This window comes from Microbacterium sp. (assembly GCF_031178445.1).
In the GTDB taxonomy this organism is placed as follows: domain Bacteria; phylum Actinomycetota; class Actinomycetes; order Actinomycetales; family Microbacteriaceae; genus Microbacterium.
The window spans coordinates 274,300-300,518 of sequence record NZ_JAPSIY010000001.1; the positions used below are offsets into that span (position 1 = coordinate 274,300).

Sequence of the window (26,219 nt, forward strand, 5' to 3'; positions counted from 1 at the left end):
GGGTTACGTGCAGATGTCAGCGCCCGGCGCGGCGCGATCCGCGAGCCCGGCGGAGGCTCGACAGCCGTGCAGCGACGATGGGAACGGGGGCGGTGAAGACCGCGTCGACGACCATCGATCCGTCGGTCGGCCCGATCACCGGGATGGGCGTGGTCAGCGTGGCTTCGACCGGAGCGACCGGGATCCGTGCCAGCTCGCGGTGCGCGCGCACGTAGGCGGGGATCAGCAGTGCGACGGCGCCGAGCCAGGCCAGCGGGTTGCTGAGCGCCACGCCGCCGAAACCCATGAACGCACCGAGCACGACGGCCGCGCCCACGCGCATGACCAGCTCGATCACACCGGTGACGGTCGGAACGAGCACCCGTCCGAGCCCCTGCAGCACTCCACGCAGCACGAACAGCACTCCGAGGAGCACGTAGGTGACGCCGTTGATGATCAGCATGAGGTGGGCGAGCTCGACCACCTCGTCCGCGCCATCGCCGACGAACAGGCGCACGGCCGGCACGCCGCACGTGACCATGATGACGCCGAGCGCCAGCGAGCCGATCACGGCCATCCAGATCGCCTGCTTCGTACCGCGCCGGATGCGATCCGGGCGGCGCGCCCCGAGGTTCTGTGCCGCATACATGGATGCGGCCAGCCCCAGTGAGGCGAGGAACGCGCTCGCAAGACTGTCGACCCGCGACGCCGCCGTGTATGCGGCAACGGCCTGCGCACCGAGGGTGTTCAGCGCGACCTGCACGATCAGCGCGCCGATCGCGATGATCGACGCCTGGAAGCCCATCGGCAACCCGAGACGCAGGTGCTCGGCGACGTCGGCACGGCTCACCCGCCAGTCCTCTCGGCGCACGTGCAGCACAGGCAGCCGTCGCCAGACGTACAGCAGGCAGAGCAGCACCGAGACCGCCTGCGCTACAACCGTCGCCCAGGCGGCGCCGGCGACGCCCCAGCCCAGCGGGCCCACCATGACGATGACGAGTCCGACGTTGAGTCCGCACGAGATGGTGAGGAACACCAGCGGGGTGGTCGAGTCGCCGATCGCGCGGATGATCGCCGCCAGGTAGTTGAAGAACATGATGGTGCTGCCGCCGATGAACGTCACCTGTGTGAACGCCGTCGCCTCGGCCATGAGCTCCGGCGGTGTCTGCAGGAGGGTGAGGAACGGCGCGGCGATCAACGGGCCGATGACGGTCAGCACCAGGCTGGTGGCGGCGGTGAGCAGCGTGCCCGTCGCGACGGAGCGGCCGACGGCGCGGGCATCGCCGGCGCCGAAGGCCTGCGCGGTGGGGATCGCGAATCCGCTGGCCAGACCCCAGGCGAACCCGATCACCAGGAAGATGAGGCTGCCCGTCGCGCCCACGGCGGCGAGCGAGTTCACGCCAAGCTGGCGGCCGACGACGACCGCGTCGACGAACTGGTACAGCTGCTGGACGACGTTGCCGATCAGCAGCGGAACGGAGAAGGCCAGTATGACGCGCCAAGGGCGTCCGGTGATGAGGGTCGTTGCCATGAGGGTGCGGAGAGAAGGGGAGGATGCGGAGACCGCGCCGTGCGGCGAGAAGCCGAATGACTCCGTGAAGGGTCACGGCGCCATCCGCCGATATTCTATCGAATCGATTCGGGCGTGCTGTGCCGGCTCACGCGGTCACGGCAGGTCCGCCACGGCGATCCCGTCATCACCGTCGCGGTCGTCGCCGCGGGAACCCGCCCGTGCCGGCCGCTCGCCCTCGACCTGCTCATCGGTGACCACGCCGGTCGGCTCGGCATCGACGACCCGGTGCCGAGTGCCGGACTCTTCGGCCATGCGGCGACCGGCATCGATCGCCTCCTCCTTCGTGGCGTAGCCCTGCGAGAGCTCCTCTTCGCCCTCGACGCGATTGACCCATTGGCCGCGCTTGGACATCGTGACGACATCGCCGTGCTGCTCCTGCGTCATGGTCTTCCTCCTTCGATTCTCTGCTGCGGAACGTGCCAGGGTAGGCGCAGCCGCGGACCGCCTGTCAGGGGCTTGCATCCGAGGCCGAGGGGAAGGTACTCCGGAGCAATGACCCGATTGAGGCGCAGCGATCCGAACGGTCCCGGCCTGAGCAGGCTGCGACGCGGACGCGGCTTCGAGTACCGCGCGCCGGACGGGGCGCGGATCGAAGACCCGGCGCTGCTCGAGCGCCTGCGCGCCCTGGCAGTGCCACCCGCGTGGACAGATGTCTGGCTGAGCCCTCATGAGAACGGCCACGTGCTCGCGACGGGCATCGACGCCGCCGGCAGACGGCAGTACATCTACCACCCCGCGTGGCACGAACGCATGGCACGGGAGAAGTTCGACCGGATGCTGCAACTCGCCGACGTCATGCCCGCCGTGCGCGGCGGTGTCACCCGCGACCTGCGCCTGGACGGCTTCGGGCGGCAGCGTGTTCTGGCCGGCGCCTTCCGGATGCTCGACTCGGCGCTGCTGCGGGTGGGGTCGGAGCAGTACGCCAAGGCGCACGGCAGCATCGGGCTCGTCACTCTGCGCGGCGCGCACGCACGCGTGCGTGCCGAGCGCGTGGTGGAGCTGCGCTTCCCCGGCAAGAGCGGCCAGCCGTGGGAGTCGGACATCGATGACGCCGAGCTCGCGTTGCTCATCGCGGGGCTCAAACGGCGCGGAGCACGCACGCTGCTTTTGAGCTGGCAGGACGCCTCCTCGTGGCGCCCGCTGCACGCGAGCGACATCAACGACGACGTCCGCACCCGCACCGGCGGGGACTTCACCGCGAAGGACTTCCGCACCCTGCACGGCACGATCACGGCGGCCGTGGCGCTGGCCGAGATCGGCCCGCGGGACACGGCGAGCGGGCGCTCCCGTGCGGCCGCGCAGGCGGTGCGGGTGACGGCATCAGCCCTCGGCAACACGCCCGCGGTCGCGCGGGCCAGCTACATCGACCCTCGCGTCTTCGATCTGTATGACAAAGGGGTGACGGTCGATCCGCTGCGCAGGGTCGAGGGGCAGCTGCTCGAGCTGCTCGGGTGAGGTCCTAACATCCGGCATCCGGATGTCAACCCGCTGTCGCACCCGGCAAGGCGCGCCCTAGCGTCGCCCAGGTACCCGCAGAAGGAGGAGACATGAGCGACGCACAGCGTGGCAACACCACGCACGGACCGAATCTCGACGACCAGCTCAAGCACGAGTCCCAGGGAATGGTGCAGGGGCACGGCGCTCCGCACGCCGAGCCGTTCCGCGAGACGGAGCCGCTGCCGGACGACACCGACGCGCCGGAGGTGCAGGAGGCGTTCGCACGCGAAGACCCCGACCGCGACGACGCGGCGGAGGTGGACGATGACCGCGCTTGAGCTGCGAGGAGTGAACCTCCACGAGGTGCTTGCCGAGCCGGGCTCCTGGACCACCGTCTACACCGACGGCCCGCAGGGCGAGCCGCCCGGGGCGGTCGAGAGCAGGATGCGGTCGCTGAAGGACCGGCTCGGCGAAGCCGGGGTGCCCGACGACGATGCGGAGGCCGTGCTCGCCGCCCTTCCGAAGGACATCGGCCTGCCGGCGCCATCGACGCGCTGGCTGCTCGTGCGCGAAGGGGAGGTGGTCGCGGACGAGGGGTTCGCCGCCGCCCGCCGCGGACCGGAGCGTGTGACCCACGGAGCATTTCCCGAGATCGCGCCGCTGCTGCGCCATCGCGGAACCGAGCGGCGCATCCTCGTGGTCGAGACCGGCCGCGACGGCGCCGAACTCACCTTCGAGCGCCTGGGGCGCGCCGCCCCGGAGCAGGTGGAGCAGATCGAGGGCGAGGGCCACCCCATCACGAAGGTCAGCCCGGGCGGGTGGTCGCAGGCCCGCTTCCAGCGCAGCGTCGAGGAGGTGTGGCAGCACACCCAATCGGATGTGGCGGATGCCGTGGACCGCATCGTGCGCGAGCGTCGCCCCGAGCACGTCTTCGTGACCGGCGACGCGCAGGCACGCGGCCTGCTGCTCGAGAACATCGAAGACGGGACTCTCGACCTCGTCGTCGAGGTCGACGCCGACACCCGTGCCGACGGCGCCGACGACTCCGCCCTGCTGCAGGCGATCGACGAGACCGTCTCGGCCGCGCATGACGACGTCATCACCGCTACACGCGATCGCGCGGCCGAGCAGGACGCCCGCAACGGCGCATCCGGACTCACCGCAGTGGTCGGCGCGCTGCAGCAGGCCCAGGTCGACACGCTGCTGCTCGACGAGCGGATGCTGGACGACGAGGAGACGCTGCTCGCCCTGCCGGCCGCGCCGTGGGTGGCCCTGGCAGCCGAGGACACCTTCGAGGCGGGGCCCGGCACGCCGTTGCCCGCCGCCGAAGCGCTCGTCCGTGCCGCGATGCTGACCGACGCCGCCGTGCTGTTCATCGAAGACGAGCCCGCCGAGGGCGAGCCGCGATCCTCGAGCGACACCGCGCCGCCGCTTGCGGTGCTGCGCTGGCCGGAGGCATCCATCACCGGCGACGCACAGCCGCAGGCAGACGCATCCGATGAGACGACGCGGTGAAGGAGGTCACCATGAGCAGCACGCCACAAGTCGAGCCGCCGGAAGAACCGGCCGACCAGTCCGAGCACCCGAGCCAGGCGGAGGGCGAGGACACCGACCGCGAAGACCGGCACCCCGACCCGCAGCGTCGTCGCCCCTCGCAGAGCGAAGGGGAGGACGACGGGCGCTCGGCGGGGTAGCCGGGTGCACCATCACCGCAGCAGCTCGCGACGCGGTCGGCATCGGCAACCGCTGACCGGACGTCTCGCCGCAGCGGCGCTCGCGAGCTACACCGCCAACACCGCCTATGGCGGCGCGGTGGCAGTCGGTGTCTTCGGCGCCCGCCGCATCCGCTGGCTGCACCATGCGCTGTTCATCGTGACGTCCGCGCTGACGACCCTCGCGTTGCTGGCCACCCTCGTCGAACGCCGCCGCGCCGGCCTCACTCTGCTGCCGGCCGCTGCGACCCTGTGCGCCCTGCCGGCGACGCGCGGCGGCACGGCCAGGCATGCCACGATGGCCCTGTCAGCTGCGCCCTGGTTCCTGGCCGCGGCCGTGACGACTCGGAGGTGAACGGATGGACTTCCTGGATGTGGTGCGACGTCGCAAGACGACCAACGGCGCCTTCCTTCCCGACCGCGTGAGCGAGGAGCACCAGCGACTACTCATGGAGGTCGCCGGTCGTGCGCCGTCGCAGCTGAACAGCCAGCCGTGGCGGTTCGTGATCGTCGAGGAGCGCGAGACGATCGACACGATCGCCCGGATCAGCGGCGAGAGCATGACCGAGGCGATGTCGAACGGCACGTTCTTCGAGAGGTACAAGCCGTACTTCCGCTTCAGCAAGCGCGAGATGGAGGAGCGACGCGATGGGATGCTCTTCGACCGCCTCCCCGCGCCGCTGAGGCCGTTCACGGGGCAGGTGTTCACCTCGCGAGGGCAGAAGCTCATGAACACCCTGCGGATCCCGCAGACGCTCGGAGAGGAGAACCGCAAGCTCGTGGCGGGATCGCCGCTGCTGCTGGGGGTCATGCTGGATCGCTCGGAGTACCGGCCGGGTGAGCTCTCGTCGTTCTACTCGGTGTTCAGCATGGGCGCCGCCATGGAGAACGTCTGGCTGACGACGGTCGAGCTCGGCATGGGGATCCAGTTCATCTCGTTCCCCATGGAGGTGCCGGGCCGCTGGGCCGAGATCGAGCGGCTGCTGGAGGTGCCGCCCGAACTTGAGCTGATGGCGGTATACCGGCTCGGGTACGTGCCGGCAGAACAGCGTCGGCCGCCGATCGACTGGACCAGCACCGAGCGCAAGCGCCCTTCGCAATACGTGTTCCGCGGAACCTGCGCGACCCCGCAACAGGGCTGGGACGATCCGGCGGTGCCTGCGGCTTCCGGCTGAACCGCCCGAGAGGGAATCTCGCCACCCCATTGACAGGGGCATCAAACCGATTTAATGTCATCTCCATCAAACCGGTTCGATGCCGCGCGGATGCGGCATTCCGCCACAGGGAGGTGGCATGGGTCGCACGACCATCGCCGACGTCGCTCGAGAAGCAGGTGTCACCAAGGCCACGGTGTCGCATGCGCTGAGCGGCAATCGCCCGATCTCGCAGGAGACCAGGGCGAAGGTGCTCGCTGCGGCCGAACGCCTCAACTGGGTGCCGAGCCAGAGCGCGCGCTCTCTCGCCACGCGCCGCGCGAACGCGATCGGCGTGGTGCTCGCCCGAGACCCGGAGGTGATCGCGAACGACTCCTTCTTCCCGGCGTTCATCGCCGGCGTCGAATCGGTGCTCGCCGAGACCGAGACCGCGCTTCTGCTTCAGGTGGTGCCTGACCGGGATGCGGAGGAGCGCGCCTACCGCTCGATGTCGCACGGGCGGGCGGACGGAGCGATCCTGCTCGACCTGCGCGTCGAAGACTGGCGCGTACCCCTGCTTGCCGGGCTCGGCATGCCCACCGTGCTCGTCGGGGCGTACGACCAGACCCACGACTTCTCCTGCGTCCGCACCGACGACGGCGCGCCCATGCGCGAGCTCATCGAGCATTTGCGGGCGCATGGGCACTCGCGCATCGCGCATGTCAGCGGCCCGCTGGACTACGTGCACTCCAAGGCTCGCGCCGACGCGTACGTCGAGGCCGTCGGCGATGCCGCGTTGCTGCGTGAAGGGGACTTCACCGCCGGCAGCGGACGCGAGCGCACGGCTGAGCTGCTCGCCCTGCCCGAGCGACCGACGGCGATCCTCTACTCCAACGACACCATGGCGATCGCCGGGCTCTCCCTTGCCCGCTCACAGGGCCTCGTCGTGCCCACCGACCTGGCGGTCGCCGGATTCGACGACGACCATCTCTCCGCGCACCTCTCGCCCTCGCTGACCAGCGTCTCATCGGACCCGGCGGCACGCGGACGCGCGGCGGCACGCCTGCTGCGCGACAGCATCCTCGGTGCAGCACCGCGCACCGAGCTCATCGACTGCAACATCGTGCACTTTCGTGAAAGCACCTCGGGACCGGCATCCGCGGGCCCTGACGTTTCGAGGAGGACACCATGAGGAAGATCCGTGCAGCAGCGTTCATCGGAGCCGCCGCGCTCCTGGTCACCGGATGCTCGTCCGGCGGCGGCGGAGGGGGTGGCGGCGGAGATGGCGCGGCCTCCGGCACCGGCGACATCGACATCTGGCTCTCCAACAACGAGCAGGAGCTCGCCTGGGGCAAGTCTGTCGTCGACGCCTGGAACGCCGAGCATCCCGACGAGCAGGTGAAGGCGCAGGAGATCCCGGCGGCGTCGTCATCCGAGGAGGCGATCACTGCTGCCATCACCGCAGGCACCGCACCGTGTCTCGTCTTCAACATCGCGCCGGCCGCGGTCTCGGGCTGGGTGAGGCAGGGCGGTCTCGTCGATCTCAGTTCGCTGGAGGGCGCCGACGACTACATCACCGAGCGCGGCGGCGATGTCGAGTCCTACCAGACCGATGGCGCGTTCTACCAGCTGCCCTGGAAGTCGAACCCCGTGATGGTCATGTACAACAAGGAGCTCTTCTCTAACGCCGGCCTGAACGCCGACGATCCGCAGATGAACACCCACGAGGCGTTCATGGAGGGTGCGCGAGCGCTCGTCGACTCGGGAGTGCAGAGCGCGATCTGGCCCTCCCCCACGAGCGAGTTCTATCAGCCGTGGTTCGACTTCTATCCCTTCTACCTCGCCGAGACCGACGGCACCATGCTCGTCGAAGACGGCAAGGCCACGTTCGACTCGGACGCCGGAAAGACGGTGGCCGACTTCTGGGCCGCGATGTACGAAGAAGGACTGGCTCCCCAGGAGAAGTCGACGGACGACGCGATGTCCGCCGGCACCACAGCCATGCAGCTGGCCGGCCCGTGGGCGATCCCCTCCTACGCCGAGACCGTGGATGTCGGGTTCATGCCCGTGCCCACGTCGGACGGCCGTGAGAACCCGAAGACGTTCGCCGATTCGAAGAGCGTGTCGATGTTCACCTCGTGCGAGAACCAGGGCACCGCGTGGGAGTTCCTGAAGTTCGCGACCAGCGAGGAGAGCGACGGCGTGCTGCTGGAGGAGACCGGCCAGATGCCGATGCGGACGGGGCTCAAGGACGCCTACCCCGACTACTTCTCGGCGAACCCGAACTATGTCGCCTTCGCGGACCAGGCCGAGAACACGGCCGATGTGCCCAGCATCCCGAACTCCGTCGAAGCGTGGCAGGCGTTCCGCGACGAGTACTCCGCTTCGGTGATCTTCGGCAAGGAGTCCACAGCGGACTTCCTGAAGAACGCGGCCGAGAAGATCGACGGCCTCGTCTCGGAGTGATGTCGTGACCGACTCGCGACGGCGGCTGCGCACCCGCATCCTGGGTGCGCAGCCCCTCGGCGGGCTCTTCGCGCTGCCGTACCTCGTGTTCGTGCTCGCGATCTTCGCCTACCCGCTCGGCTTCGCCGTCTACATCGCGTTCCACGACTACTTCTTCACCGCCCCCGGCATCGAGCCCGATCGACCATTCGTGGGCCTCGACAACTTCGCTCAGGTGCTCACCGACCCGCGCGTGTTCGACGCCTTCCGCAACACGCTGGTCTTCCTCGTCATCAACGTGCCGCTCACCGTCGTCCTCTCCCTGCTGCTGGCGGCCGCCCTCAACAGCGGCATCCGCTGGGTGGCCGCCTACCGCGTCGCGTTCTACGTGCCGTACCTCACGGCGAGCGTCTCGCTCGTGGGCGTGTGGATGCTGATGTTCTCGAGCCACGGGCTCATCAACACGCTGCTGGGGCCGCTCGCACCTGACCCGTCATGGCTGGTGAACAGCACGCTGGCGATGCCGATGATCGCGCTGTACGTCACCTGGAAGCAGCTCGGCTTCTACATCCTGCTGTACCTCGCCGCACTGCAGAATGTGCCCCGCGAGCTGTACGAGTCGGCGGAGACCGACGGCGCCGGCGGCTTCGCACGGTTTATGAACGTCACCGTCCCGGGTGTGCGGAACGCGACCACCCTGGTGCTGATCCTCTCGATCATCACAGGGGCGAACCTCTTCACCGAGCCGTACCTGCTCACCAGCGGCGGCGGCCCCGACGGAGCATCGGTCACCCCGGTGCTGCTCATCTATCAGCAGGGCATCCAGCAGCAGAACCCCGACACGGCGGCCGCGATCGGCATGCTGCTCGTGATCCTCGTCGGTGCGCTGTCCCTTCTCGCGAACCGTGCCACCCAGGAGAGATGATGCGCACCCGTCGACGACTGCCCCGCGTGCTGAGCGTCGTGCTGCTCACGATCGCAGCGCTGATGTTCGCGTTCCCCTTCTACTTCATGATCGTGGGCGCCTTTCAGGAGAACCCCACCAACGCCCCGAGCGAGCTGCTTCCGACCGGCGGATGGACGCTGCAGAACTTCGCGAACATCGACTCGCGCATCGACCTCGCCGGCTCGCTGCTGAACTCGCTGATCTTCACCGCAGGGGTGCTTCTCGGCACGATCGTGTTCGGTCTGCTGGCGGGGTACGCGCTCGCCCGTCTCGACTTCCGCGGCCGTGGCGTGCTGTGGGTGCTGATGCTGCTCGTGCAGATGGTGCCGTTCCAGCTGCTGATGATCCCGCTGTACGTGCAGATCACCCGCAACTACGGGCTCGGCGATTCGTATCTCGGCATGATCCTGCCCTTCGCGATCAACACCACGGCGGTGTTCATCTTCACGCAGTTCTTCAAGTCGCTGCCCGCCGAGATCTTCGAGGCCGCCCGCATCGATGGTGCGGGTGAGCTGCGGCTGCTCACGGCGGTGGCCGTTCCCCTGATCCGCCCCGTTCTCGTCACCGTGGTGCTGATCACCTTCATCGGGCCGTGGAACGAGTTCCTCTGGCCGTTCCTCATCACCAAGGACGCATCGCTGCAGCCGCTCGCCGTCTCCCTCGCCAACTACATCTCGACCGTGGCGCAGTCGACGGCCAACCCCAACGGGGCGATCCTCGCCGGCGCTACCGCCCTGGCGCTGCCGGTCGTGGTGCTGTTCTGCGTGTTCCAGCGCTTCTTCACCGCGACGGACCTCGGCGCGGCCATCAAAGGCTGAGCCCGACCGCCGTGGGCATCCGCTTGTCCTCCCCCGCCGAAACAGAAAGGCCTTCCATGTTCACCGGAGCATCCTTCCCCCTCGGACCGTTCACGCCTTATGAGGGCAACCCGATCCTCCGACCGCGCGGCGACAGCTGGGAGTCGGCGAACCTCTACAACCCCGCCGCACTCGTCGACGGCGACGAGGTGCTGTTGCTGTACCGCGCGCACGCAGACGACATCGTGTCGCATATCGGCCTGGCCCGCTCGCACGACGGCGTGACGTTCACCCGAGAGGACGCGCCCATCCTCTCCCCCGCCGAGGACTATGAGCGTTACGGCTGCGAGGATCCGCGGATCGCCCTCATCGACGGCACCTATTACCTCACGTACACCGGGTGGGACCGCCGAAGCGCACAGCTGTGCCTCGCGACCTCGACCGACCTGCGCGAGTGGACCAGGCACGGGCCGATCTTCGACGATTTCGACACGTTCAAGACCATGGATCCGCGCGGGTTCAACTGGTCCAAGGCCGGCGTCATCGTCCCCCGGCAGATGCAGGGGAAGTGGTGGATGTACTTCGGCGAGGGCGCGATCTACTGGGCCACCAGCGACGACCTCATCCACTGGACTCCTGGCACGCCCGACACCGAACCGATGTACTCGCCCACCCCCGGCACCTGGGATGAGGCGCTCGTCGAGATCGGCACCTCGCCTGTGCTCGCGGACAATGGCGTGCTCGTACTGCTCACCAACGGCGCCACCCGCACCATCCACGACGACGGCACGGTCGACGTCGACTACCGGTGCGGCCAGATCGCGATCGATCCCGATGAGCCGACGAAGGTCATCGCGCGGATGCAGGAACCGTGGCTGCGTCCGCAGACCTTCGAGGACCTGAACGGGCTGGTGTCGAACGTGACGTTCGTCGAAGGGCTGGTGAAGTTCCAGGGCAGATGGCTGGCGTACTACGGGCAGTCCGACACGACTCTCGCCGTCGCCATCCACGACCCGGCTGAGCCGTGGGGAAGGTCCCTGCGGGAGGAATGAAGGGCATGACGACATGGAGACCACACGACGCGGGTTCCTGACGGCGGTCGGAGCGGCATCCGCCCTGACGCTGCTGCCGGCCGGAGCCGCACTCGGCGCATCGCCTGCAGGACACCGGCCTGCCGCGCCTGCACCGCCCAGGCTGACCAACCTCGCCCACCTGAGCTTCCTGCTCGCCGAGGTGCCGGTGACCGCGAGCGCCGCGCACACGACATTCGCCATCGACGCGGAGCCCACCGTGCTGGCGCCATGGACATACGCCGATGCCGACGGCTCGGGTGGCTTCCGGCGGGTGGGCGGTGGCACCCGAGACGATACGACCGGGCACTGGACGCAGGGTGCGTACAACGCCGATGACATCTCGCGCGCCGCCGTCGTGTTCCTGCGCGACTGGCGTGCTTCCGGAGATGCGCGCAGCCGCGACGAGGCCCGTGGGCTGCTGCGAGCGCTCGCGTTCCTGCAGACGATTGACGGCCCGAACGCGGGATGCGTCGTGCTCTGGCAGCAGGAGGACGGAACGCTCAACCCGAGCGCGATCCCCGTCGAGCTTCCCGATCCGTCGGATTCGGCAGAGTCGTACTGGCTCGCCCGCACGGTATGGGCGCTCGGTGAGGGCTATGCCGCCTTCAAGGATGCGGATGCCGCCTTCGCCGGGTTCCTGCTGGACAGGCTGAACCTCTGCCTCGACGCACTCGAGCGGCAGTCGCTTTCGCGCGCAGGCACCTTCGTGACCAGCGACGGCGTCGAGCTGCCGGCCTGGCTGATCGCCGGCGGAGCCGACGCGACTGCCGAGGCGATGCTCGGACTGACCGCAGCGCTGCGCACCCGGCCTGACGACGTTCGCATCCGGCGTGTGCTCACCAGGTACGGCGAGGGTGTCGCCGCGATGGCGACCGACCCCGCGCACGGATGGCCGTTCGGCGCCGTACTGCCGTGGGTGGGCTCTCTGGGATTCTGGCACGCCTGGGGCGGCGCCGCGCCCGAGGCGCTGGCCGGCGCCGGGTCGTTGCTGGGCCGGCGAGCCTGGGTCGCGGCCGCAGCAGCCGATGCCGGCAGCTTCACACCGCTCGTGCTGGCCTGCGGCGGTCCGAACAACGCGTGGGCTCCGCTGCCCGCCGAAGCGCAGATCGCGTACGGAGCGCACGGCCGAGTCGCCGTCGCCGTCGGCGCGGGCGGTCGGGGTCATCGTGTGCTGGGCGGCCTGGCCGCCGGCTGGTTCTTCGGCGCGAACCCCGCCGGCGTGCCAGTGTACGACCCGGCGACCGGGGTGACCTTCGACGGGGTGGAGACCGACGGCAGGGTCAATCGCAACTCCGGAGCGGAGTCGACGATCCACGGTCAGCTGACGATGCTGCTGCTCGACGAGCATCCCGATGTCGCCGCCGTCGCCACGTCGATCTCGGGACTGCGGTCGCACACGGGCCTGCGCGCCATCGACGCGGAGTCCGCTCGGATGTCCGCCGGGTGCGCGGTGGTACGCCCCGACAGCGGAGCGTGGACCGGGGAGGGCAACCTTTCCGGCGGGGCATACGTGCACGTGCCCGATGGCGAGTGGGTCGAGTTCGACGTCGCCGAGCCGGCAGTGCTGCATTCGCTGATCTGGCGCCGTGCCGAGGCGGCCGGCGAAGCCGAGTGGGAGGTGCGCACGAGCGGCGGCACCTGGTCGGCGTCCACACCGGCGGGTGGCAGCGGAGCGCGGGGTCTCACCGAGGCGGACGGCGCACTGGTGCCGCAGCGTCTCGGCGAATCCGTCGGCCTTGCCGTCGTGCGCTGCACGAGCAGGGGTGACGTCAGGCTCGACGCGCTCGTCGTGCAGCCGCTGGTCGCGACGGCTGTCTATGAGACCGAGACGGGTGCGGCGGTGCTCTACGCCAACGCCACGGCGACCGAACGCCGAGTCGCGGCCCTCGCCGAAGGGGACGGTCGGGCATACGACGCAGACGGCTCGCAGCACGGTCAGGCGGCGCGGAGCGGGCGGGTGCGTGTGCGGCCGCGAGGCTTCACGATCACCAGCGGATGAGAGGCGACGCGGTGCCGTGGACCGGCGCGGCCGCGCCAGGCAGAGGCATGATGGAGAGGTGGCCGATTCCCTCGCAGATCTGACCCGCATGCCGCATCCTCAGCTCGTCGAAGTGGGCGACGGCGTTGCACTCGCGACGTACTCGTGGGGCGACGCCGATGCGCCGGCGGTCGTGCTGGTGCACGGATTCGCATCGAGCACACGCGACAACTGGGTGCTCACCGGATGGGTGCGGATGCTGGAACGCGAGGGGTACCGCGTCCTCGGCATCGACCAGCGCGGGCACGGAGCGAGCCAGAAACCGCACGAGCCCGCCGGCTACGCTGTGCGCAGCCTGGCCCGCGACATCGAGACGGTGCTCGACACGTTCCTGATCGACACGGCGTTCTATGTCGGGTACTCACTTGGCGCGCGTGTGGGCTGGCAGGTGACGCAGGACCTCGGCGAGCGGATCCCTCGTGCCGTGCTCGGCGGCGTGCCCGACGGCATCCCTCTCGAGCGCCTCGACCTCGAACAGGTGCGCCGTTACGCCGATGACGGCACACCGGTGACCGACCAGGTGACGCAGAACTACATCGCGCTCGTGGAGCGCGTGCCTGGCAACGACCTGCACGCACTGCTCGCGCTGGCGCAGGGTATGCGGGAGTCGCGCTCGATCGACCCCGACCCCGACAACGCGCCCGAGCAGCCGGTGCTGTTCGCGACCGGCTCGCAGGACGCGGTCATCGGCGGTTCGCGTCGGCTGTCGGATGCTGCGGCCCAGGGCACCTTCTTCGAGATCCCCGACCGCCACCACTTCAACGCCCCTGGTTCGAAGGCGTTCCGTCAGACCGCACTGGAGTTCCTGCGCGGGGCCTGAGGGTCAGGCCCCGGGTGGGGCGTCGAGCACGGTGGGGATGTACTCCAGCAGCTGCGTGCGGTGGTCGAAGGTGCGCTCCTCGACCAGCTCGAGCCGCACATCGGGATAGCCGTCGAAGATCCGATCCTGACCCGTCGCCCCGGTGATGACAGGGAACACGACGACGCGGTACCGGTCTGCGAGGCCGGCCACGAGCAGCGAACGGCAGAGGCTGATGCTGCCGAGAGTGCGCAGAGGCCGATCCGACGTCTCCTTCAGCCGACGCACGAACCCCACCGCGTCGGCGCGCACGAGCGTGGAGTTGGACCACTCGAGCGGCTCGTCGAGGCTCGACGAGAACACATACTTGCGCACACCGTTGAGCGACTCCACCCCTTCGGTCTCGTCGGCGGCGAATCGCGACATCAGGCGGTACGTGGTCGCGCCCATCAGCAGCGGTGCATCCTTGTCTGGATCGTTCGCCAGCCAGTCGAGGTACTCGGGGCTCTCCATGCCCCACCAGCCCGGCCATCCCACTGCCGCGCCGTAGCCGTCGAGGGACATGATGAAATCGATCGTCAGGGTCTGCATCCGATGCTCCTTCGCGCTGCGCGTGCGATCCGGCGCCTGCCCGTCGGCCTACGCCGCGCCGCAGAGCCTACGCCGAGGTCGCCGTCCGCGTAACCCCGATCCGCCGGACGCATGGACGGTCGCGGCTACGCTGGATGCGACGGCTCGAGGAGGGCGATGTTCGACGGTCCGCTTGCCGCATCCGCCTACGAGGTGCTCGGAGTCGCACCGACAGCGGGCGAGGACGAGCTGAGACGCGCCTATCGCCTCAGGTTGCGTCAGACGCACCCCGACACCGGCGGCGATGCGGCGATGTTCATCCGCGTGCAGCGAGCCTGGGAGCACGTCGGCACCCCGCAGGATCGTGCCGCGTACGACCGCGGTCGGCAGGGCGTGACGTGGGGTGTCGATGCGGCAGCCACGCGATCCACCGGCACCCGCCCTGCGGCGACGTCCTACGGCACGGCAGGCGCCTGGCGGCGCCGGCGCTTCCTGCAGATGATGGCCGCGCATCTCGGAGTGGCCGTGACGGACGCGCAGGCCTACGACCCGGCCGTGGTGCGGGCGGCCCCGTGGAGCGCGAGGCGGATGCTGGCAGATGCGCTTGCCGAGGAGGCGACGGCTGCAGCGATCCACGAACTCGGCATCGGATTCACGGTCTGGCACGATGTGGCCTGCGGACCCGACGGCGGCGAGAAGCTCGATCATGTGGTGCTGGCCCCCACGGGACTCTACGGCCTGATGTCGGAGGACTTCGGTGAGGACGTGCGCTTTCGCCAGGGTGAGGCGATCGGCGAATCCGTGCGCGGCGAGACACCGGTCGCCGACCTGCTGTCGCGGATGCGCTGGGTCGCGAAGGTCGCACGCGTGCGTTTCGGAGGAGCCATCCTGATCCTCCCCGATGAGGACCTCGCCCACGCCGCGACCTCGCTGGGCACAGTGCGCGGACTGCCGGTGGTCGCGGTGAGGCGCAGCGCGCTGCGCACCGTGCTGCGCAAGGGCGTTCCCGGTGCGCGACCGCTGGGTATGACCGAGGCGTTCGACGTGCGGACGCGGCTCAAGCAGGCGGTGCGCGTTCTCGTACCCTGACGGGCGGCCCTCGGTCGTGCTGCGAGCGCACCGGGGGCCGAGGCGCTCGTCTCGGTTGGGGCGGGGCGGCGGGGTACCGTGTCGGTGTGGACGCACCTGACCCGCTGCCCGACCATCCCGCTCCCGACAGCCCGCGGGGAAAGCTCGTGCTGCTTCGGCACGGCGAGACGGACTGGTCTCGGACTGGCCGGCACACCGGTCGCACCGACATTCCGCTGACCGCTCACGGTGAGGATCTCGCGCGAGCGGCGGGTGAGCTGGTGGCAGACTACGATTTCGGGCTCGTGCTGAGCTCGCCGCTGCAGCGCGCGCTCAGAACGGCGGAGCTGGCCGGGCTGGAACCGGATGTCGACCCGCTGATGGTGGAGTGGGACTACGGCGGCTACGAGGGACGCACCACGAAGGACATCCGAGCGGAACTCGGCTACGACTGGACCGCTTTCACGCACGGGGTGATCCGCGGCGAGACCCCCGGTGAGACCGTGGAGGAGGTCGCCGCCCGAGCCTCGCGTGTGCTCACCAGGGTGCTGCCGGCGATGGCCGACGGCGATGTGGCGCTGATTGCACACGGGCACTACCTCCGCATCCTCACCGCCGTGTTCCTGCGGCAGGCGCCCCGCTTCGGGGCCGCGATCTCGCTCGACGCGGGCTCGGTGTCGGTGCTCGGGTTCCATCGCGAGCAGCCGTCGATCCTGGCCTGGAATCACGGCCCGCGGCTGCCGCAGGAGCCGGCGGAGTCCTGACCGGCTCCGCTCGCCGATTGGTCAGTCCGCTCCGTACCCGGCGAGAAAGAGGTCGACGGCATCGGCGGCAGGTGGTGCGGACGCCTCGCCGCCCAGCATCCGCGCGTTCAGCGGCGCGCCGATGATCAGCCAGGTGAACTGCTCCGCGGCGGCGTGCGGGTCGTGCGGACGCAGACGCCCGGATGCCGCGACGGCGGCGAAGGCAGCGGCGAGCCGGTCGATGTTCGCGTTCCAGCTGTTCTCCAGGTACATCCTCGCCACATCAGGGTGGGCGGATGCCTCGGCGGTCACGAGCCGGCGCATCGCCATCACCGGCGGGCTCAGGATGCCGGCGCGCATGGTCTCAGCGAGGCCGATGAGCGCTCCGCGCACATCGGCGCTTCGCTGCATCCGATCGAGCGCCGGACGCATGGCGTCCTGGCCGGCCATCGCCCACTGCCTGACCACGGCGGCATAGAGCTCGCTCTTGGATGAGTGCTCCCGGTAGAGCGACGCCTTGGAAACCCGTGCTCGTCGTGCGACCTGGTCCATCGAGGCGCCTGCGTACCCGTGTTCGAGGAACACCTCACGCGCGGCGGCGATGAGGTCGTCGCCCGTGAGGCCAGCGGGTCGGCCTCGCGATGAGAGCTCACTCGTCGTCATACCGGCAATTTTAGTACTTGACAGTTCTGCCGCGCAGGCATACTTTAGTACCGAACAGTACTAAAGGAGTCGACATGATCGTTCTCGGTATCGCCATCGCGACTGTTACATCTTTCATCGCGAGCGCCGCGCTGTACGCCGTGCCCCAGGTCTCCGGGCTCGTCACCCGGAACAGCACGCCGCGTCCGGGGCTCTCCCCCGCCGTTCAGATCGGTTCGGTCGCACTCCGCAGCCTCATCGCCTCCTGCCTCGTCGCCGGCCTGATGGCGGCCGCGGACTGGCACGGCGCAGCGACCGGCGCTCTTCTGGGGCTGGCGCTCTCCGCGCTTCCGCTCATCCTGCTGATGGGCGGCGTCGTGCATGAGAACACCGCGCTGCCCACGGCCGGCGTCCACCTGCTCGACTGGGTGCTCAAGCTCACCATCATCGGCACAGTCATCGGTCTCTTCATCTGAGGCCGTGGAACGGAGATCGACCATGAACGACACCAGCACACCGCTCGACATCACCTTCAGTGCGACGCTCGGCAAGGTGCGCGAAGGCGACACGTGGACCTGCGTCCAGCTCCCGGGCTCTGCGACGATCTTCGGCACACGGGGGCTCGTCAAAGTCGCAGGCACCGTCGACGGCGAGCCGTTCCGCGGGGCCTTCATGGCCCTCGGCGACGGAACGCACAAGCTGCCGGTGGCCGCCGCGATCCGCAAACGGATCGGCAAGACCGACGGCGACGAGGTGACCGTGCACCTGACGGAGCGGCTCAGCTGAGTCGACTCCGCCGCGCCGCGCCCCACCGCATCCGCGTCACCACCACGCCCAGCAGGCAGAGCGCCCCGCCGATGAACATCATGAGCGTCGGCACCTCACCGAGGATCAGCCAGGACATGACGATGGCGATCGCGGGAACGACATAGGTCGTCGCGGAGGTCTGCCCGGCCGAGGTGCGCTGCAGCACGTAGGCCCACGTTGTGAAGGCGACGGCGGTCGGGAAGATCCCGAGGTACACGACCCAGAGCACCGCATCGATCGGGGCCGACTGCAGGTCCCCGATCAGGCGCCCCGTCCAGGGCAGCAGGGCGACCGTGCCGGCGACGGCGCCCAGCCAGGTGAGCGTCGTCGCATCCACCCCCGAAGTGAGCAGGCGCTTCTGCAGCAGCGTGCAGCCCGCGTACATCACGGCCGCCAGCAGTGCCAGTGCGAGACCCGTGATGTCGAGGCCGGCACCCTTCGATGAGCTCAGTCCGATGAGAACGACCCCGAGGAAGGCGATCGGCGCACCGATGAGGAGGGGTCGCGGAAACCCTTCGCCGAGGAACAGTCCGCTGAACACGACGACCATGAGCGGTGCGAGGTTCACGACCATCGCCGCCGTGCCCGCATCGAGCGTGAGCTCGGCGCTGTTCAGCGCGACGTTGTAGATGCAGAACCAGGCGACGCCCCACGCGGCGATGAGCAGCCAGTGCCGCCTCTCCGGCAATCGGAAACCGTGCCGCAGCACGATGAGGCCGAGGGCCAGCGCGCCGACCACCATCCGCAGCAGCGCCAGCGCACCAGGATCGAAGTGCGGTCCGGCCCCGCGGATGCCGATGAACGCCGAAGCCCACAGCACGACGGTGACCGCCGCTGCCACGAGCGTCAGCGGAGCGTTCGTCTGCGGCGCGCGGCCGCTCGACGATGTGGAGCGAGCAGTGACTTCCGGCATCATCCGATCCTCGCAGCAGCGACCGACATCGAACGAGCCTGCGGAAAGCCAGACATCGCACCTTCTCTGCCAACCCGCGGGCAGGCGGCTCTACGAGATGTCGAGGACGCCTCGGGCGATGACGGCGATGCCTCCCAGCAACGCCAGGACGAGGCAGACGATCCGTGCCGTACGCACGGGAACCCAGCGGTTCAGCAGGTGCCCGCCGAGGAGTCCGACCCCCAGAGCGGTGGCCGCGGCGACCCAGTCGACCGGCGTGATGGCAGGCAGCACGCCGCGGGCGAGAAGGGAGATCAAACCAAGGACGGCGAAGTAGAACTGCACGCTGATCGCGAAACGCCGGTGCTCCCACTCGGAGGCGACGGCGTAAGCGGTGATCGCCGGTCCGCCCACGCCGGCGATGACGTTCATGAAGCCGGAGAGGCCACCGGCCACGACCTGTCCTGGCCAGGCGTTGACGCGAGGAATGCGCCTGGCGAGGACGCTGAGCGCCAGCGCCGCGACGACGAGGGCACCCGCCCCGATCGCGAGCACAGACGCGGGGAGCGCACGGGCGAGGATCGCGCCGGGGACGACCGCGACGGTCGCGGCGGCGAGGATCGGCAGCACCCTGCGGTACTCCACTCTGCGCACGTGGAAGACATAGACCATGAGCGCGGTCGCGACACCGAAGATGTTCGTGATCACGACGCCCTGGATGGGTCCCAGTGCGAGGACGAGGAGCGGGGATGCGACGAGCGCGAACCCGACGCCGGTGAGGCGCTGGGTGAGCGCCCCGACGAGAACGGCGGCGCCGATCGTCAGAGCGCTCACCATCAGCCGTCCTCAGAGAGCGATCGACGCATAGGTCGTCTCCGTGAACTCCTCGATGCCGGCGTGGGCGCCCTCGCGGCCGAGGCCGGACTGCTTCACCCCGCCCATGGGGGCGAAGGCCACGGAGGGCAGGGCCTCATTGATGCCGACGATCCCGACCTCGAGGCGCTCGGCGAAAGTGAGGCACGTGGTCAGGTTCTCGGAGTAGATGTACCCGGCCAGACCCATCTCCGTCGCATTGGCCTGTTCGACCGCCTCGTCGAGGGTGTCGAAGCGGAAGATGGCGGCGGCGGGGCCGAACACCTCGTTCGTGGCGATCTCGGCATCCGCCGGCACGTCGGCCAGCAGCGTCGGAGCGACCCATGATCCGCTGCCCGGCAGCTCGCGCGGAGCGGTGAGCACCCGGCCACCGCGCGCCACCGCGTCGGCGACGAGTGCCTCGACCGCCTGCTTGCGATCGTCGTCGATGACCGGGCCGAGGTCTGCGACATCGTCCCCCGTCGTCGAACCCAGCGTCATGGCGTCGACGGCGGCGACGAACTTCGAGACGAAGTCGTCGTAGACGGCCGCATGGACGAAGAAGCGGTTGGCGCCGACGCACGACTGGCCGGTGTTGCGGAATCGGCCGAGCATCGCCCCCGCCACGGCCTTATCGATGTCGGCGTCGTCCATCACGATGAACGCGGCGTCGCCGCCGAGTTCGAGAAGCGGGCGCACGATCCGCCGGCTCGCCTGCTCCATGACACTGCGACCCACCCCGGTCGAACCGGTGAAGGTCACCGCACGCACGGCTGGATGCTCGAGGACGGCCGACGTGGTCGGCCGCGCCGGGCCATGAATGAGGTTGATGACACCGGCGGGGATCCCGGCATCCGTGAGACAGCGGATCATCTCGGTGACCGCGAGGGGGGCCTTCTCGGAGACGCGGGCGACCACCGTGCATCCGGCGGCGAGGGCCGGGGCGAGCTTTCGCGCCTGGATGGAGCAGGGGAAGTTCCACGGTGTCAGCGAGGCCACCACGCCGACGGGTCGCCGCATCACGAGGTGACGGCGATGAGCGGCCTCGTGGGGCGGATAGTCGCCACCGAGCCGGCGCGCCTCCTCGGCGAACCACTGGAAGTACTCGGCCGAGAAGGCGATCTCGCCTGCGGCTTCGGGCAGGCGCTTGCCGGCCTCACGTGCCAGGAGAAGAGCGAGCTCATCGGCGCGTTCACGGATGAGCGCCGCCGCGCGGAGCAGGATGTCCGCGCGGGCGCGAGCAGGAGTCGCAGCCCATGCGGGGAAGGCGGCATCCGCGGCGTCGGCGGCCGAGGCCGCGTCGGCGACCGCCTCGGACTGGCCCGGAAAGTCGATCGTGCCGACGAGTTCGCCGTTGGCGGGATCGAAGATCTCCTTCCTGCTGTCCCGCGTCTGCCAGACGCCGTCGATGAGGACGGTGGGGTTCGAGGTCATCGGTTCTCCTTGCTCGTGATGGTGGTCTGGCGGGCCGGCCGGATACTCGCAGCCGACCCGCCAAGCTGTCAGGCGACCGCCTGGGCGGGAACGGTCGTGTCGTCGTTCAGCGCCGGATCGTTCTTCCGGACATCCGATGCGAAGAACACGCACACGGCGGTGATGAGGCAGGTGAGCACGAAGCCGCCGGCGACGAGCCACGGGTCGCCCCCGAGAGCGAGCAGCAGCGCCGTCGCGACCGTGGGTACGTAGCCGCCGACGATCGCCGAGACCTGAGTGGCCAGCGAGAGGCCGGTGTAGCGGACGTCCGTGCCGAACAGTTCCGAGAAGAAGACCGACTGCACGGCGAACATCGTGGTCGGCACCAGCACGTAGACCAGCGAGAACGCCAGGAACGCCGCCCATACCTCCCCGGTGTTGAACAGCCAGAACATGGGGAAGGCGAGAATCACGCCGGCGAAGGCGCCGAACAGATACACCTTCTTGCGGCCGACCTTGTCACTGATCGCGCCGATCATCGGCACCGCGACGAGGCCGATGGCGGACGCGATGAGCATGCCATACAGGCCAACCTGCGACGACATGCCGATGTGGGTGGACACGTAGTAGATGCCGAACGCGTTGATGATGTTCGACGACACCGTCTCCCCCAGACGCGCGCCGAATGCGAGAGCCAGGTTCTTCGGGTACTTGCGGAAGACCTGGAACAGCGGGATCTTCGGCTGCTCCTGGCGCGCCGCCTGCAGCTCGCGGGCCTTGGCGAACTCCGGGCTCTCGCTGATGCGCAGGCGGATGAACAGTCCGGCGGCGAGCAGGATGATGCTCGAGAGGAAGGGGATGCGCCAGCCCCAGCTGAGGAGGAACTCCTCGCCGAACGAGCTGATCAAGGCGAAGACGCCGGTCGCGAGGAGGATGCCGCCGGACGCCGCCGACTGGATGATCGAGCCGAAGAAGCCCTTGCGCCCCTCTGGTGCGTGCTCGATGGTCATGAGCGCGGCGCCGGCGTACTCACCACCGAGACCGAATCCCTGTGCCAGGCGGAGGACGACGAGCAGGATGGGAGCCCAGACGCCGATCGTCTCGTAGGTGGGAAGGCATCCGATCAGGAACGTGCCGATGCCCATGATCATGATGGTGATGACCAGCACCGATTTGCGCCCGACGCGGTCACCGAAGTGACCGAAGACGATCGCGCCGAGGGGCCGGGCGACGAAGCCGACACCGAAGGTCGCGAAGGCGGCGATGGTGCCGATCGTGGGGTCGGCGGTGGGGAAGAAGAGTGGTGCGAAGACGACGGCAGAAGCGGTGCCGAAGATGAAGAAGTCGAACCACTCCAGGAGGGCGCCGATGAAGCTGGCTGTGGTGACCTTCCTGATCTCTGACTTCTTGCGGGTTGTGGTGGACATGCGCGTTGAGCTCCTTTGGTGCAATCGCGGTCTGTTGTCGGGTGGGATTACAGAGAGAGGACGACCTTGACGTTGTCGGGCTCGCCGACAGCGGCGTACGCATCAGCGGCTTCCGTGAGGGGGAAGACCCGCGAGACCAGATGCGAGGCAGGTTCGGGATGCTGAGAGAGGTAGTCGATGGCGGCGTCGATGTCCGCGCCGGTGTACATGCCGCTCCCGAGCAGATCGATCTCGAACCGCTGCATGCGAGGCAGCGGCAGATCCACCGGCACGGTGCCGGGCACGCCCATGACGACGACGGCACCGCCACCGCGGGTGACGTCGACAGCTTGGGCGAGCGTGGCCGGTGCGGACACGCAGTCGAACACGGTGGTGAAGTGCTTGACGGGCAGGTCGGCCTCGTCGGGGGCGAACACGGCATCCGCCCCGAGCTCGAGCGCCAGCTCCCGCTTGGACGCCACCGGTTCGACGAGGGTGACGTGCCCGGCGCCCTCCCGACGCACTCCGAGCAGAACCGAGAGACCGATGGGCCCACCGCCGATGATCAGCACGTCCTCGAGGCGCCCTCCGGAACGCTGAGCAGCATGGATGCCGGCGGCGAGTGGCTCGCCGAGGACGGCGATCGTCGCATCGAGATCTGCCGGTACCAGGTGCAGCTGTTCGGCGGGGACCACGGTACGGGTACGGGCAAGTCCAGAGAGCTTGAATCCCATCACGCGGGCGTCTTCCTGCACGTTGATAGCGCCCCGCCAGTCTCCGGATCGGTCACCAGGGGCGACGAGCGGGTTCACCAGCACACGCCGGCCCACCAGGTCGCCGGACACCCCGGCACCGACCTCGACGACCGTCGCGACGGCCTCGTGTCCGGTGACGAGTGGAGGGCGCACGAACGGATGCTTGCCGTGGAGCACGTGCATGTCGGATCCGCAGATGCCGATGCGTTCGGGGGCGATGAGGGCTTCTCCATCGCCGGGGACGAGCTCGACCTCCGTGTGCGCGACCTCCACCTCACCGATGGCGGTGAATCGGACTTCGTCGACGCGCTCCACGTCAGCGGCTCCCCACGACTCGGTCGACGACGTCGACGAGACGCTGCAGGCGCGGCACCGCATCGGTCTCGAGCGCCGTCTCCACATCGGAGGCGCCGATGCATGCACGCCAGACGGCGCGGCCAGCGAGGAACCCGGAGGCGCCGGCCTTGCACGCGATCTCGACCGCGCGAGGGAAGTCGTCTGCGGCGACACCGCTGGACAGCACCACCCAGGGTGACGAGATCGCAGCGTCGAGCGCCGCGCACGCGGCGAGCAGCTCTTCGTCGGTTCCCCCTCCCTTGAGCGGAACCTCGGCCTTGTAGAGGTCGGCGCCGAGGTCGCCGAGCTCCTGCGCGGCGGCGAGAACGCCGGCGTTCCAGTCCCACTCGCCTCCGCGCCGGGGGGCCTTGCACACGGGTTCGATGATGCTGATCAGCCCGGCGGCCTTGCAGCGCGAGACGAAGTCCTCGACCATGTCGATCCGCTTCTGAGCGGGCTCGTCCTCGCGGTAGATCACCAGGAGCTTCGCGGCCACGGCGCCCTGCGCCTTCACCGCCTCGTAGTCGATGCTCTCATCGATGACCTGATCTGTGACGACCTCGCCGTTGCCGGGCACGAACTGGTCGGCGGCGATGATCGCGGAACAGGTGCTCGCGACGGCACGCTGGTCCATCGCGGCATCCCAGACGAACTGACGATCGAGGAGCACCGCCGACGCGTAAGGGGTGAGGATGCGCGTGGCCTTGAGCTTGAAGTCGGTCAGGACGCTGTCGGGCACGGCGGCCAGCACATCGGCGGGCACCGACCCGTCGGCGGCGGGGCTGGCATCACCGGCGAACATCAGTCGCATCGCTTCGCGTTGGTCGACGGCGAGCATCGCGAAGGCGCCCGATTCGCGGCGGAGGGGGCGGGTGACATCGGTGGTGGGGGTCGCGTCGGTCATGCGCGTTCCTTTCGGATGAAGGCGATGGTCTCGTCGTGGTCTGGGATGGCGGATCGCCCATCGACGCCGCGGCAGGACAGCGCGGCGACGGCATTGGCGTAGGTGATGGCGTCGGGCATGGGCTGGCCCTGGACGATTGCCGCCGTGAGCGCCCCGTGGAACACGTCGCCGGCGCCGAGCGTGCTGCCGAGATCGGGGACCACGAAACCGGGAGAGGTGTGGATCCCGCCGTCCGAATCGCGGCCGACGCTGCCGCCGGATCCGAGGGTGGCGACGACGCTGTGGCTGGGTACGCTGCGCAGGATCTCGTCGTGCGGCCGGTCGCCGTAGCGCTCGACGAGCTTCTCCATCGGCGGCGCGTAGATGTTCACCTCGGCGATGTGGCAGGCGCTCGCGGCATCGCCGACGAGCGGATGCCCGGCGTCGACGCTGATACGCGGGCGCTGGTCCAAGGGGATGTCGGCCAGGACCTCGGCGACCGCCGGCCAGCCCAGGTGATCGACGTGGATCCAGTCCGCGGCGAGCACTCGCTCCCGGTTGGGCCCGGTGAGACGAAGCGGAGACGCGCCCCTGGTGGCGATGCCCCGCGTCGCATCGACCTGTGAGCAGAGGATGACGCTCGCCTGCGACGACCGGTCCGCCTCGACCTGCAGCAGGGCGGGCGAGATACCCTCGGCGGCAAGGCCTGCCTGGATGTGAGGACCGACGTCGTCGTTTCCAATCGCGGCGATGAGCTCGACCTCGAGCCCCAGCCGCTTCGCCGCGACTGCGGCCGTAGCGGCGGGGCCGCCACCGGCGTAGCGGATCTCGCTGGCGATGAGACGTTCATCGGCCGCCGGCATGTGGTCGACGACCGCGATCGCGTCGTACGTGGCGGCTCCGACGAAGAGCACTGATCTGGGCATCGTTGCCTTTCGAGCGAGGTCGATGGGGAGGACGTTGGAACTATAACACGCAATGGTAGAATTCCACCATGGGTTGATGTGGATCTACCATAGCCGGTAGACGATCGAAGGAGAAACAGCGTGGCGGATCACGGGACGGCGCTCTCCGCGGGCGACACCATGACCAAGCGCCAGGAGCGCATCGTCGAGCTGCTCTCCCGCGAGGGGTTCGTCTCGGTGCGCAACCTGAAGGTGCATCTCGGGGTCAGCGAGATGACGGTTCGCCGCGATCTACGAGTTCTCGCCGACCGCGACCTCGTTCGCCTCGTGCACGGCGGCGCCGCCTTGACCCACGGAACGCTCCGCACGCCGGGCTTCGTGAACAGGGCCGGCGTCGAAGCCGACGCGAAGCGGATCATCGCCGATGCTGCTCGGACGTTCGTGCGCGATGGGGACACGGTGACGATCGACGCCGGCACGACCACCTTCGCCCTCGCCGAGCGACTTCATGACGCCGCGCCGCACGCCGTCATCACCAACTCGATTCCCGTCGTGCAGCTGTATCTCGGCCGGCCGGCGCAGCGGGTGGTCGTGCTCGGTGGCGACGTCATCCCCGACAGCCAGGCGATGGTCGGCAGCCTCTCGGTCGCCGCCGTCGAGCACCTCCGGGCATCCACGCTCTTCCTCGGTGCCGCCGCCGTCGACTCGAGGGGGATCTATGTGGAGACCGACATCGAGCGTCCCACCAAGCTGGCCATGATGCAGTCGGCCGACTCCGTCGTCCTTCTCTGCGACGCCAGCAAGTTCGAGGTGTCGGCTCCCGTGCGGCTCAGCACATTCGTCGGCATCCACGTGCTCATCACCGACGCGACACCCCCGGCGTCGATCCGTCTCGCAGCCGAAGAGGCCGGGACGCGCATCATCGTCGCCGATCGGGGCTGAGACCTCGCAGCAGGAGGCGCGTCCCTCGATCGCTCAGGCGTCGACGGTCGGGCGGGACTAATCAATCAGTTGT

The 26,219-nt window shown here is 69.1% G+C and carries 29 protein-coding genes; 18 read left to right on the forward strand and 11 right to left on the reverse strand.

Translation table 11 applies throughout. From position 1 onward, the window contains the following. Positions 1-16 precede the first annotated feature (16 nt). Complete coding sequence (locus RIN43_RS01335; RefSeq protein ID WP_309127067.1) at positions 17-1,510, reverse strand: MATE family efflux transporter; 1,494 nt, start codon at positions 1,508-1,510, stop codon at positions 17-19. 135 nt (positions 1,511-1,645) lie between these two features. Next, positions 1,646-1,936, reverse strand: a complete 291-nt coding sequence (locus RIN43_RS01340; RefSeq protein ID WP_309127068.1) for a DUF2188 domain-containing protein — start codon at positions 1,934-1,936, stop codon at positions 1,646-1,648. A 108-nt stretch (positions 1,937-2,044) separates the two neighbouring features. On the opposite strand from RIN43_RS01340, the gene RIN43_RS01345 reads away from it, so the two are divergent. From RIN43_RS01345 to RIN43_RS01405, 13 genes are all read left to right on the forward strand, one after another. Beyond that, positions 2,045-3,007, forward strand: coding sequence for a DNA topoisomerase IB (locus RIN43_RS01345; RefSeq protein ID WP_309127069.1), 963 nt, complete (start codon positions 2,045-2,047; stop codon positions 3,005-3,007). Positions 3,008-3,099: 92 nt separating this feature from the next. Then, on the forward strand, positions 3,100-3,327 hold the full coding sequence (locus tag RIN43_RS01350; protein ID WP_309127070.1) for a hypothetical protein: 228 nt from the start codon (positions 3,100-3,102) through the stop codon (positions 3,325-3,327). Then, positions 3,314-4,504, forward strand: coding sequence for a Vms1/Ankzf1 family peptidyl-tRNA hydrolase (locus RIN43_RS01355; protein WP_309127071.1), 1,191 nt, complete (start codon positions 3,314-3,316; stop codon positions 4,502-4,504). Before RIN43_RS01350 ends, RIN43_RS01355 begins: the two co-directional genes overlap by 14 nt. A gap of 11 nt (positions 4,505-4,515) precedes the next feature. Further along, on the forward strand, positions 4,516-4,683 hold the full coding sequence (locus tag RIN43_RS01360) for a hypothetical protein (RefSeq protein WP_309127072.1): 168 nt from the start codon (positions 4,516-4,518) through the stop codon (positions 4,681-4,683). 4 nt (positions 4,684-4,687) lie between these two features. Next, entirely contained in the window at positions 4,688-5,056 is a 369-nt protein-coding gene (locus RIN43_RS01365) for a hypothetical protein (protein ID WP_309127073.1), read from the forward strand. Positions 5,057-5,060: 4 nt separating this feature from the next. Beyond that, a complete protein-coding gene (locus tag RIN43_RS01370) occupies positions 5,061-5,876 on the forward strand; it encodes a nitroreductase family protein (RefSeq protein WP_309127074.1) in 816 nt (271 codons plus the stop codon). Positions 5,877-5,994: 118 nt separating this feature from the next. Next, the gene (locus RIN43_RS01375) at positions 5,995-7,026 is read left to right on the forward strand and encodes a LacI family DNA-binding transcriptional regulator (RefSeq protein WP_309127075.1); all 1,032 of its coding nucleotides are present in this window, start codon (positions 5,995-5,997) and stop codon (positions 7,024-7,026) included. Further along, positions 7,023-8,300, forward strand: coding sequence for an extracellular solute-binding protein (locus RIN43_RS01380; RefSeq protein WP_309127076.1), 1,278 nt, complete (start codon positions 7,023-7,025; stop codon positions 8,298-8,300). Before RIN43_RS01375 ends, RIN43_RS01380 begins: the two co-directional genes overlap by 4 nt. A gap of 4 nt (positions 8,301-8,304) precedes the next feature. Then, positions 8,305-9,204, forward strand: coding sequence for a sugar ABC transporter permease (locus tag RIN43_RS01385; RefSeq protein ID WP_309127077.1), 900 nt, complete (start codon positions 8,305-8,307; stop codon positions 9,202-9,204). Beyond that, entirely contained in the window at positions 9,201-10,043 is an 843-nt protein-coding gene (locus RIN43_RS01390; RefSeq protein WP_309127078.1) for a carbohydrate ABC transporter permease, read from the forward strand. The genes RIN43_RS01385 and RIN43_RS01390 overlap by 4 nt, the downstream gene beginning before the upstream one ends. A 56-nt stretch (positions 10,044-10,099) precedes the next feature. Beyond that, a complete protein-coding gene (locus RIN43_RS01395) occupies positions 10,100-11,074 on the forward strand; it encodes a glycoside hydrolase family 130 protein (protein WP_309127079.1) in 975 nt (324 codons plus the stop codon). A gap of 13 nt (positions 11,075-11,087) precedes the next feature. Further along, positions 11,088-13,094, forward strand: coding sequence for a hypothetical protein (locus RIN43_RS01400; RefSeq protein WP_309127080.1), 2,007 nt, complete (start codon positions 11,088-11,090; stop codon positions 13,092-13,094). A gap of 88 nt (positions 13,095-13,182) precedes the next feature. Beyond that, positions 13,183-13,953: an alpha/beta fold hydrolase gene (locus tag RIN43_RS01405; RefSeq protein ID WP_375163696.1), complete on the forward strand. Its 771-nt coding sequence runs from the start codon at positions 13,183-13,185 to the stop codon at positions 13,951-13,953. Between the two features lie 3 nt (positions 13,954-13,956). Here the strand turns inward: RIN43_RS01405 and RIN43_RS01410 are convergent, their stop codons facing one another. Then, entirely contained in the window at positions 13,957-14,523 is a 567-nt protein-coding gene (locus RIN43_RS01410) for a dihydrofolate reductase family protein (RefSeq protein ID WP_309127082.1), read from the reverse strand. 156 nt (positions 14,524-14,679) lie between these two features. Here RIN43_RS01410 and RIN43_RS01415 point away from each other — a divergent pair, with 156 nt between their 5' ends. Together RIN43_RS01415 and RIN43_RS01420 are read left to right on the forward strand one after the other, a co-directional pair. Next, a complete protein-coding gene (locus tag RIN43_RS01415; protein ID WP_309127083.1) occupies positions 14,680-15,591 on the forward strand; it encodes a DnaJ domain-containing protein in 912 nt (303 codons plus the stop codon). Between the two features lie 86 nt (positions 15,592-15,677). Further along, positions 15,678-16,334, forward strand: a complete 657-nt coding sequence (locus RIN43_RS01420; RefSeq protein WP_309127084.1) for a histidine phosphatase family protein — start codon at positions 15,678-15,680, stop codon at positions 16,332-16,334. Between the two features lie 21 nt (positions 16,335-16,355). Here the strand turns inward: RIN43_RS01420 and RIN43_RS01425 are convergent, their stop codons facing one another. Continuing rightward, positions 16,356-16,976: a TetR/AcrR family transcriptional regulator gene (locus RIN43_RS01425; protein WP_309127085.1), complete on the reverse strand. Its 621-nt coding sequence runs from the start codon at positions 16,974-16,976 to the stop codon at positions 16,356-16,358. Between the two features lie 74 nt (positions 16,977-17,050). Here RIN43_RS01425 and RIN43_RS01430 point away from each other — a divergent pair, with 74 nt between their 5' ends. Together RIN43_RS01430 and RIN43_RS01435 are read left to right on the forward strand one after the other, a co-directional pair. Next, on the forward strand, positions 17,051-17,431 hold the full coding sequence (locus RIN43_RS01430; protein ID WP_309127086.1) for a DUF1761 family protein: 381 nt from the start codon (positions 17,051-17,053) through the stop codon (positions 17,429-17,431). Between the two features lie 22 nt (positions 17,432-17,453). After that, positions 17,454-17,741 carry a DUF1905 domain-containing protein gene (locus RIN43_RS01435; protein WP_309127087.1) on the forward strand — a complete coding sequence of 96 codons (288 nt, stop codon included), beginning with the start codon at positions 17,454-17,456 and terminating at the stop codon, positions 17,739-17,741. Here the strand turns inward: RIN43_RS01435 and RIN43_RS01440 are convergent. From RIN43_RS01440 to RIN43_RS01470, 7 genes are all read right to left on the reverse strand, one after another. Beyond that, positions 17,734-18,675 carry a DMT family transporter gene (locus RIN43_RS01440; protein ID WP_309127088.1) on the reverse strand — a complete coding sequence of 314 codons (942 nt, stop codon included), beginning with the start codon at positions 18,673-18,675 and terminating at the stop codon, positions 17,734-17,736. The genes RIN43_RS01435 and RIN43_RS01440 overlap by 8 nt on opposite strands. Positions 18,676-18,765: 90 nt before the next feature. Beyond that, complete coding sequence (locus RIN43_RS01445; RefSeq protein ID WP_309127089.1) at positions 18,766-19,491, reverse strand: sulfite exporter TauE/SafE family protein; 726 nt, start codon at positions 19,489-19,491, stop codon at positions 18,766-18,768. A 9-nt stretch (positions 19,492-19,500) separates the two neighbouring features. Further along, positions 19,501-20,940 (reverse strand): NAD-dependent succinate-semialdehyde dehydrogenase, encoded by a 1,440-nt coding sequence (locus RIN43_RS01450; protein ID WP_309127090.1) that lies wholly within the window; start codon positions 20,938-20,940, stop codon positions 19,501-19,503. A gap of 68 nt (positions 20,941-21,008) precedes the next feature. Beyond that, positions 21,009-22,346 (reverse strand): MFS transporter, encoded by a 1,338-nt coding sequence (locus tag RIN43_RS01455; RefSeq protein ID WP_309127091.1) that lies wholly within the window; start codon positions 22,344-22,346, stop codon positions 21,009-21,011. A gap of 47 nt (positions 22,347-22,393) precedes the next feature. Next, positions 22,394-23,395, reverse strand: a complete 1,002-nt coding sequence (locus RIN43_RS01460) for an alcohol dehydrogenase catalytic domain-containing protein (RefSeq protein WP_309127092.1) — start codon at positions 23,393-23,395, stop codon at positions 22,394-22,396. Between the two features lies 1 nt (position 23,396). Continuing rightward, on the reverse strand, positions 23,397-24,320 hold the full coding sequence (locus RIN43_RS01465) for an aldolase (RefSeq protein ID WP_309127093.1): 924 nt from the start codon (positions 24,318-24,320) through the stop codon (positions 23,397-23,399). After that, positions 24,317-25,225 (reverse strand): PfkB family carbohydrate kinase, encoded by a 909-nt coding sequence (locus RIN43_RS01470; RefSeq protein WP_309127094.1) that lies wholly within the window; start codon positions 25,223-25,225, stop codon positions 24,317-24,319. The genes RIN43_RS01465 and RIN43_RS01470 overlap by 4 nt, the downstream gene beginning before the upstream one ends. A 120-nt stretch (positions 25,226-25,345) precedes the next feature. On the opposite strand from RIN43_RS01470, the gene RIN43_RS01475 reads away from it, so the two are divergent. After that, positions 25,346-26,146 (forward strand): DeoR/GlpR family DNA-binding transcription regulator, encoded by an 801-nt coding sequence (locus RIN43_RS01475; protein ID WP_309127095.1) that lies wholly within the window; start codon positions 25,346-25,348, stop codon positions 26,144-26,146. The last annotated feature ends 73 nt before the right edge of the window (positions 26,147-26,219 follow it).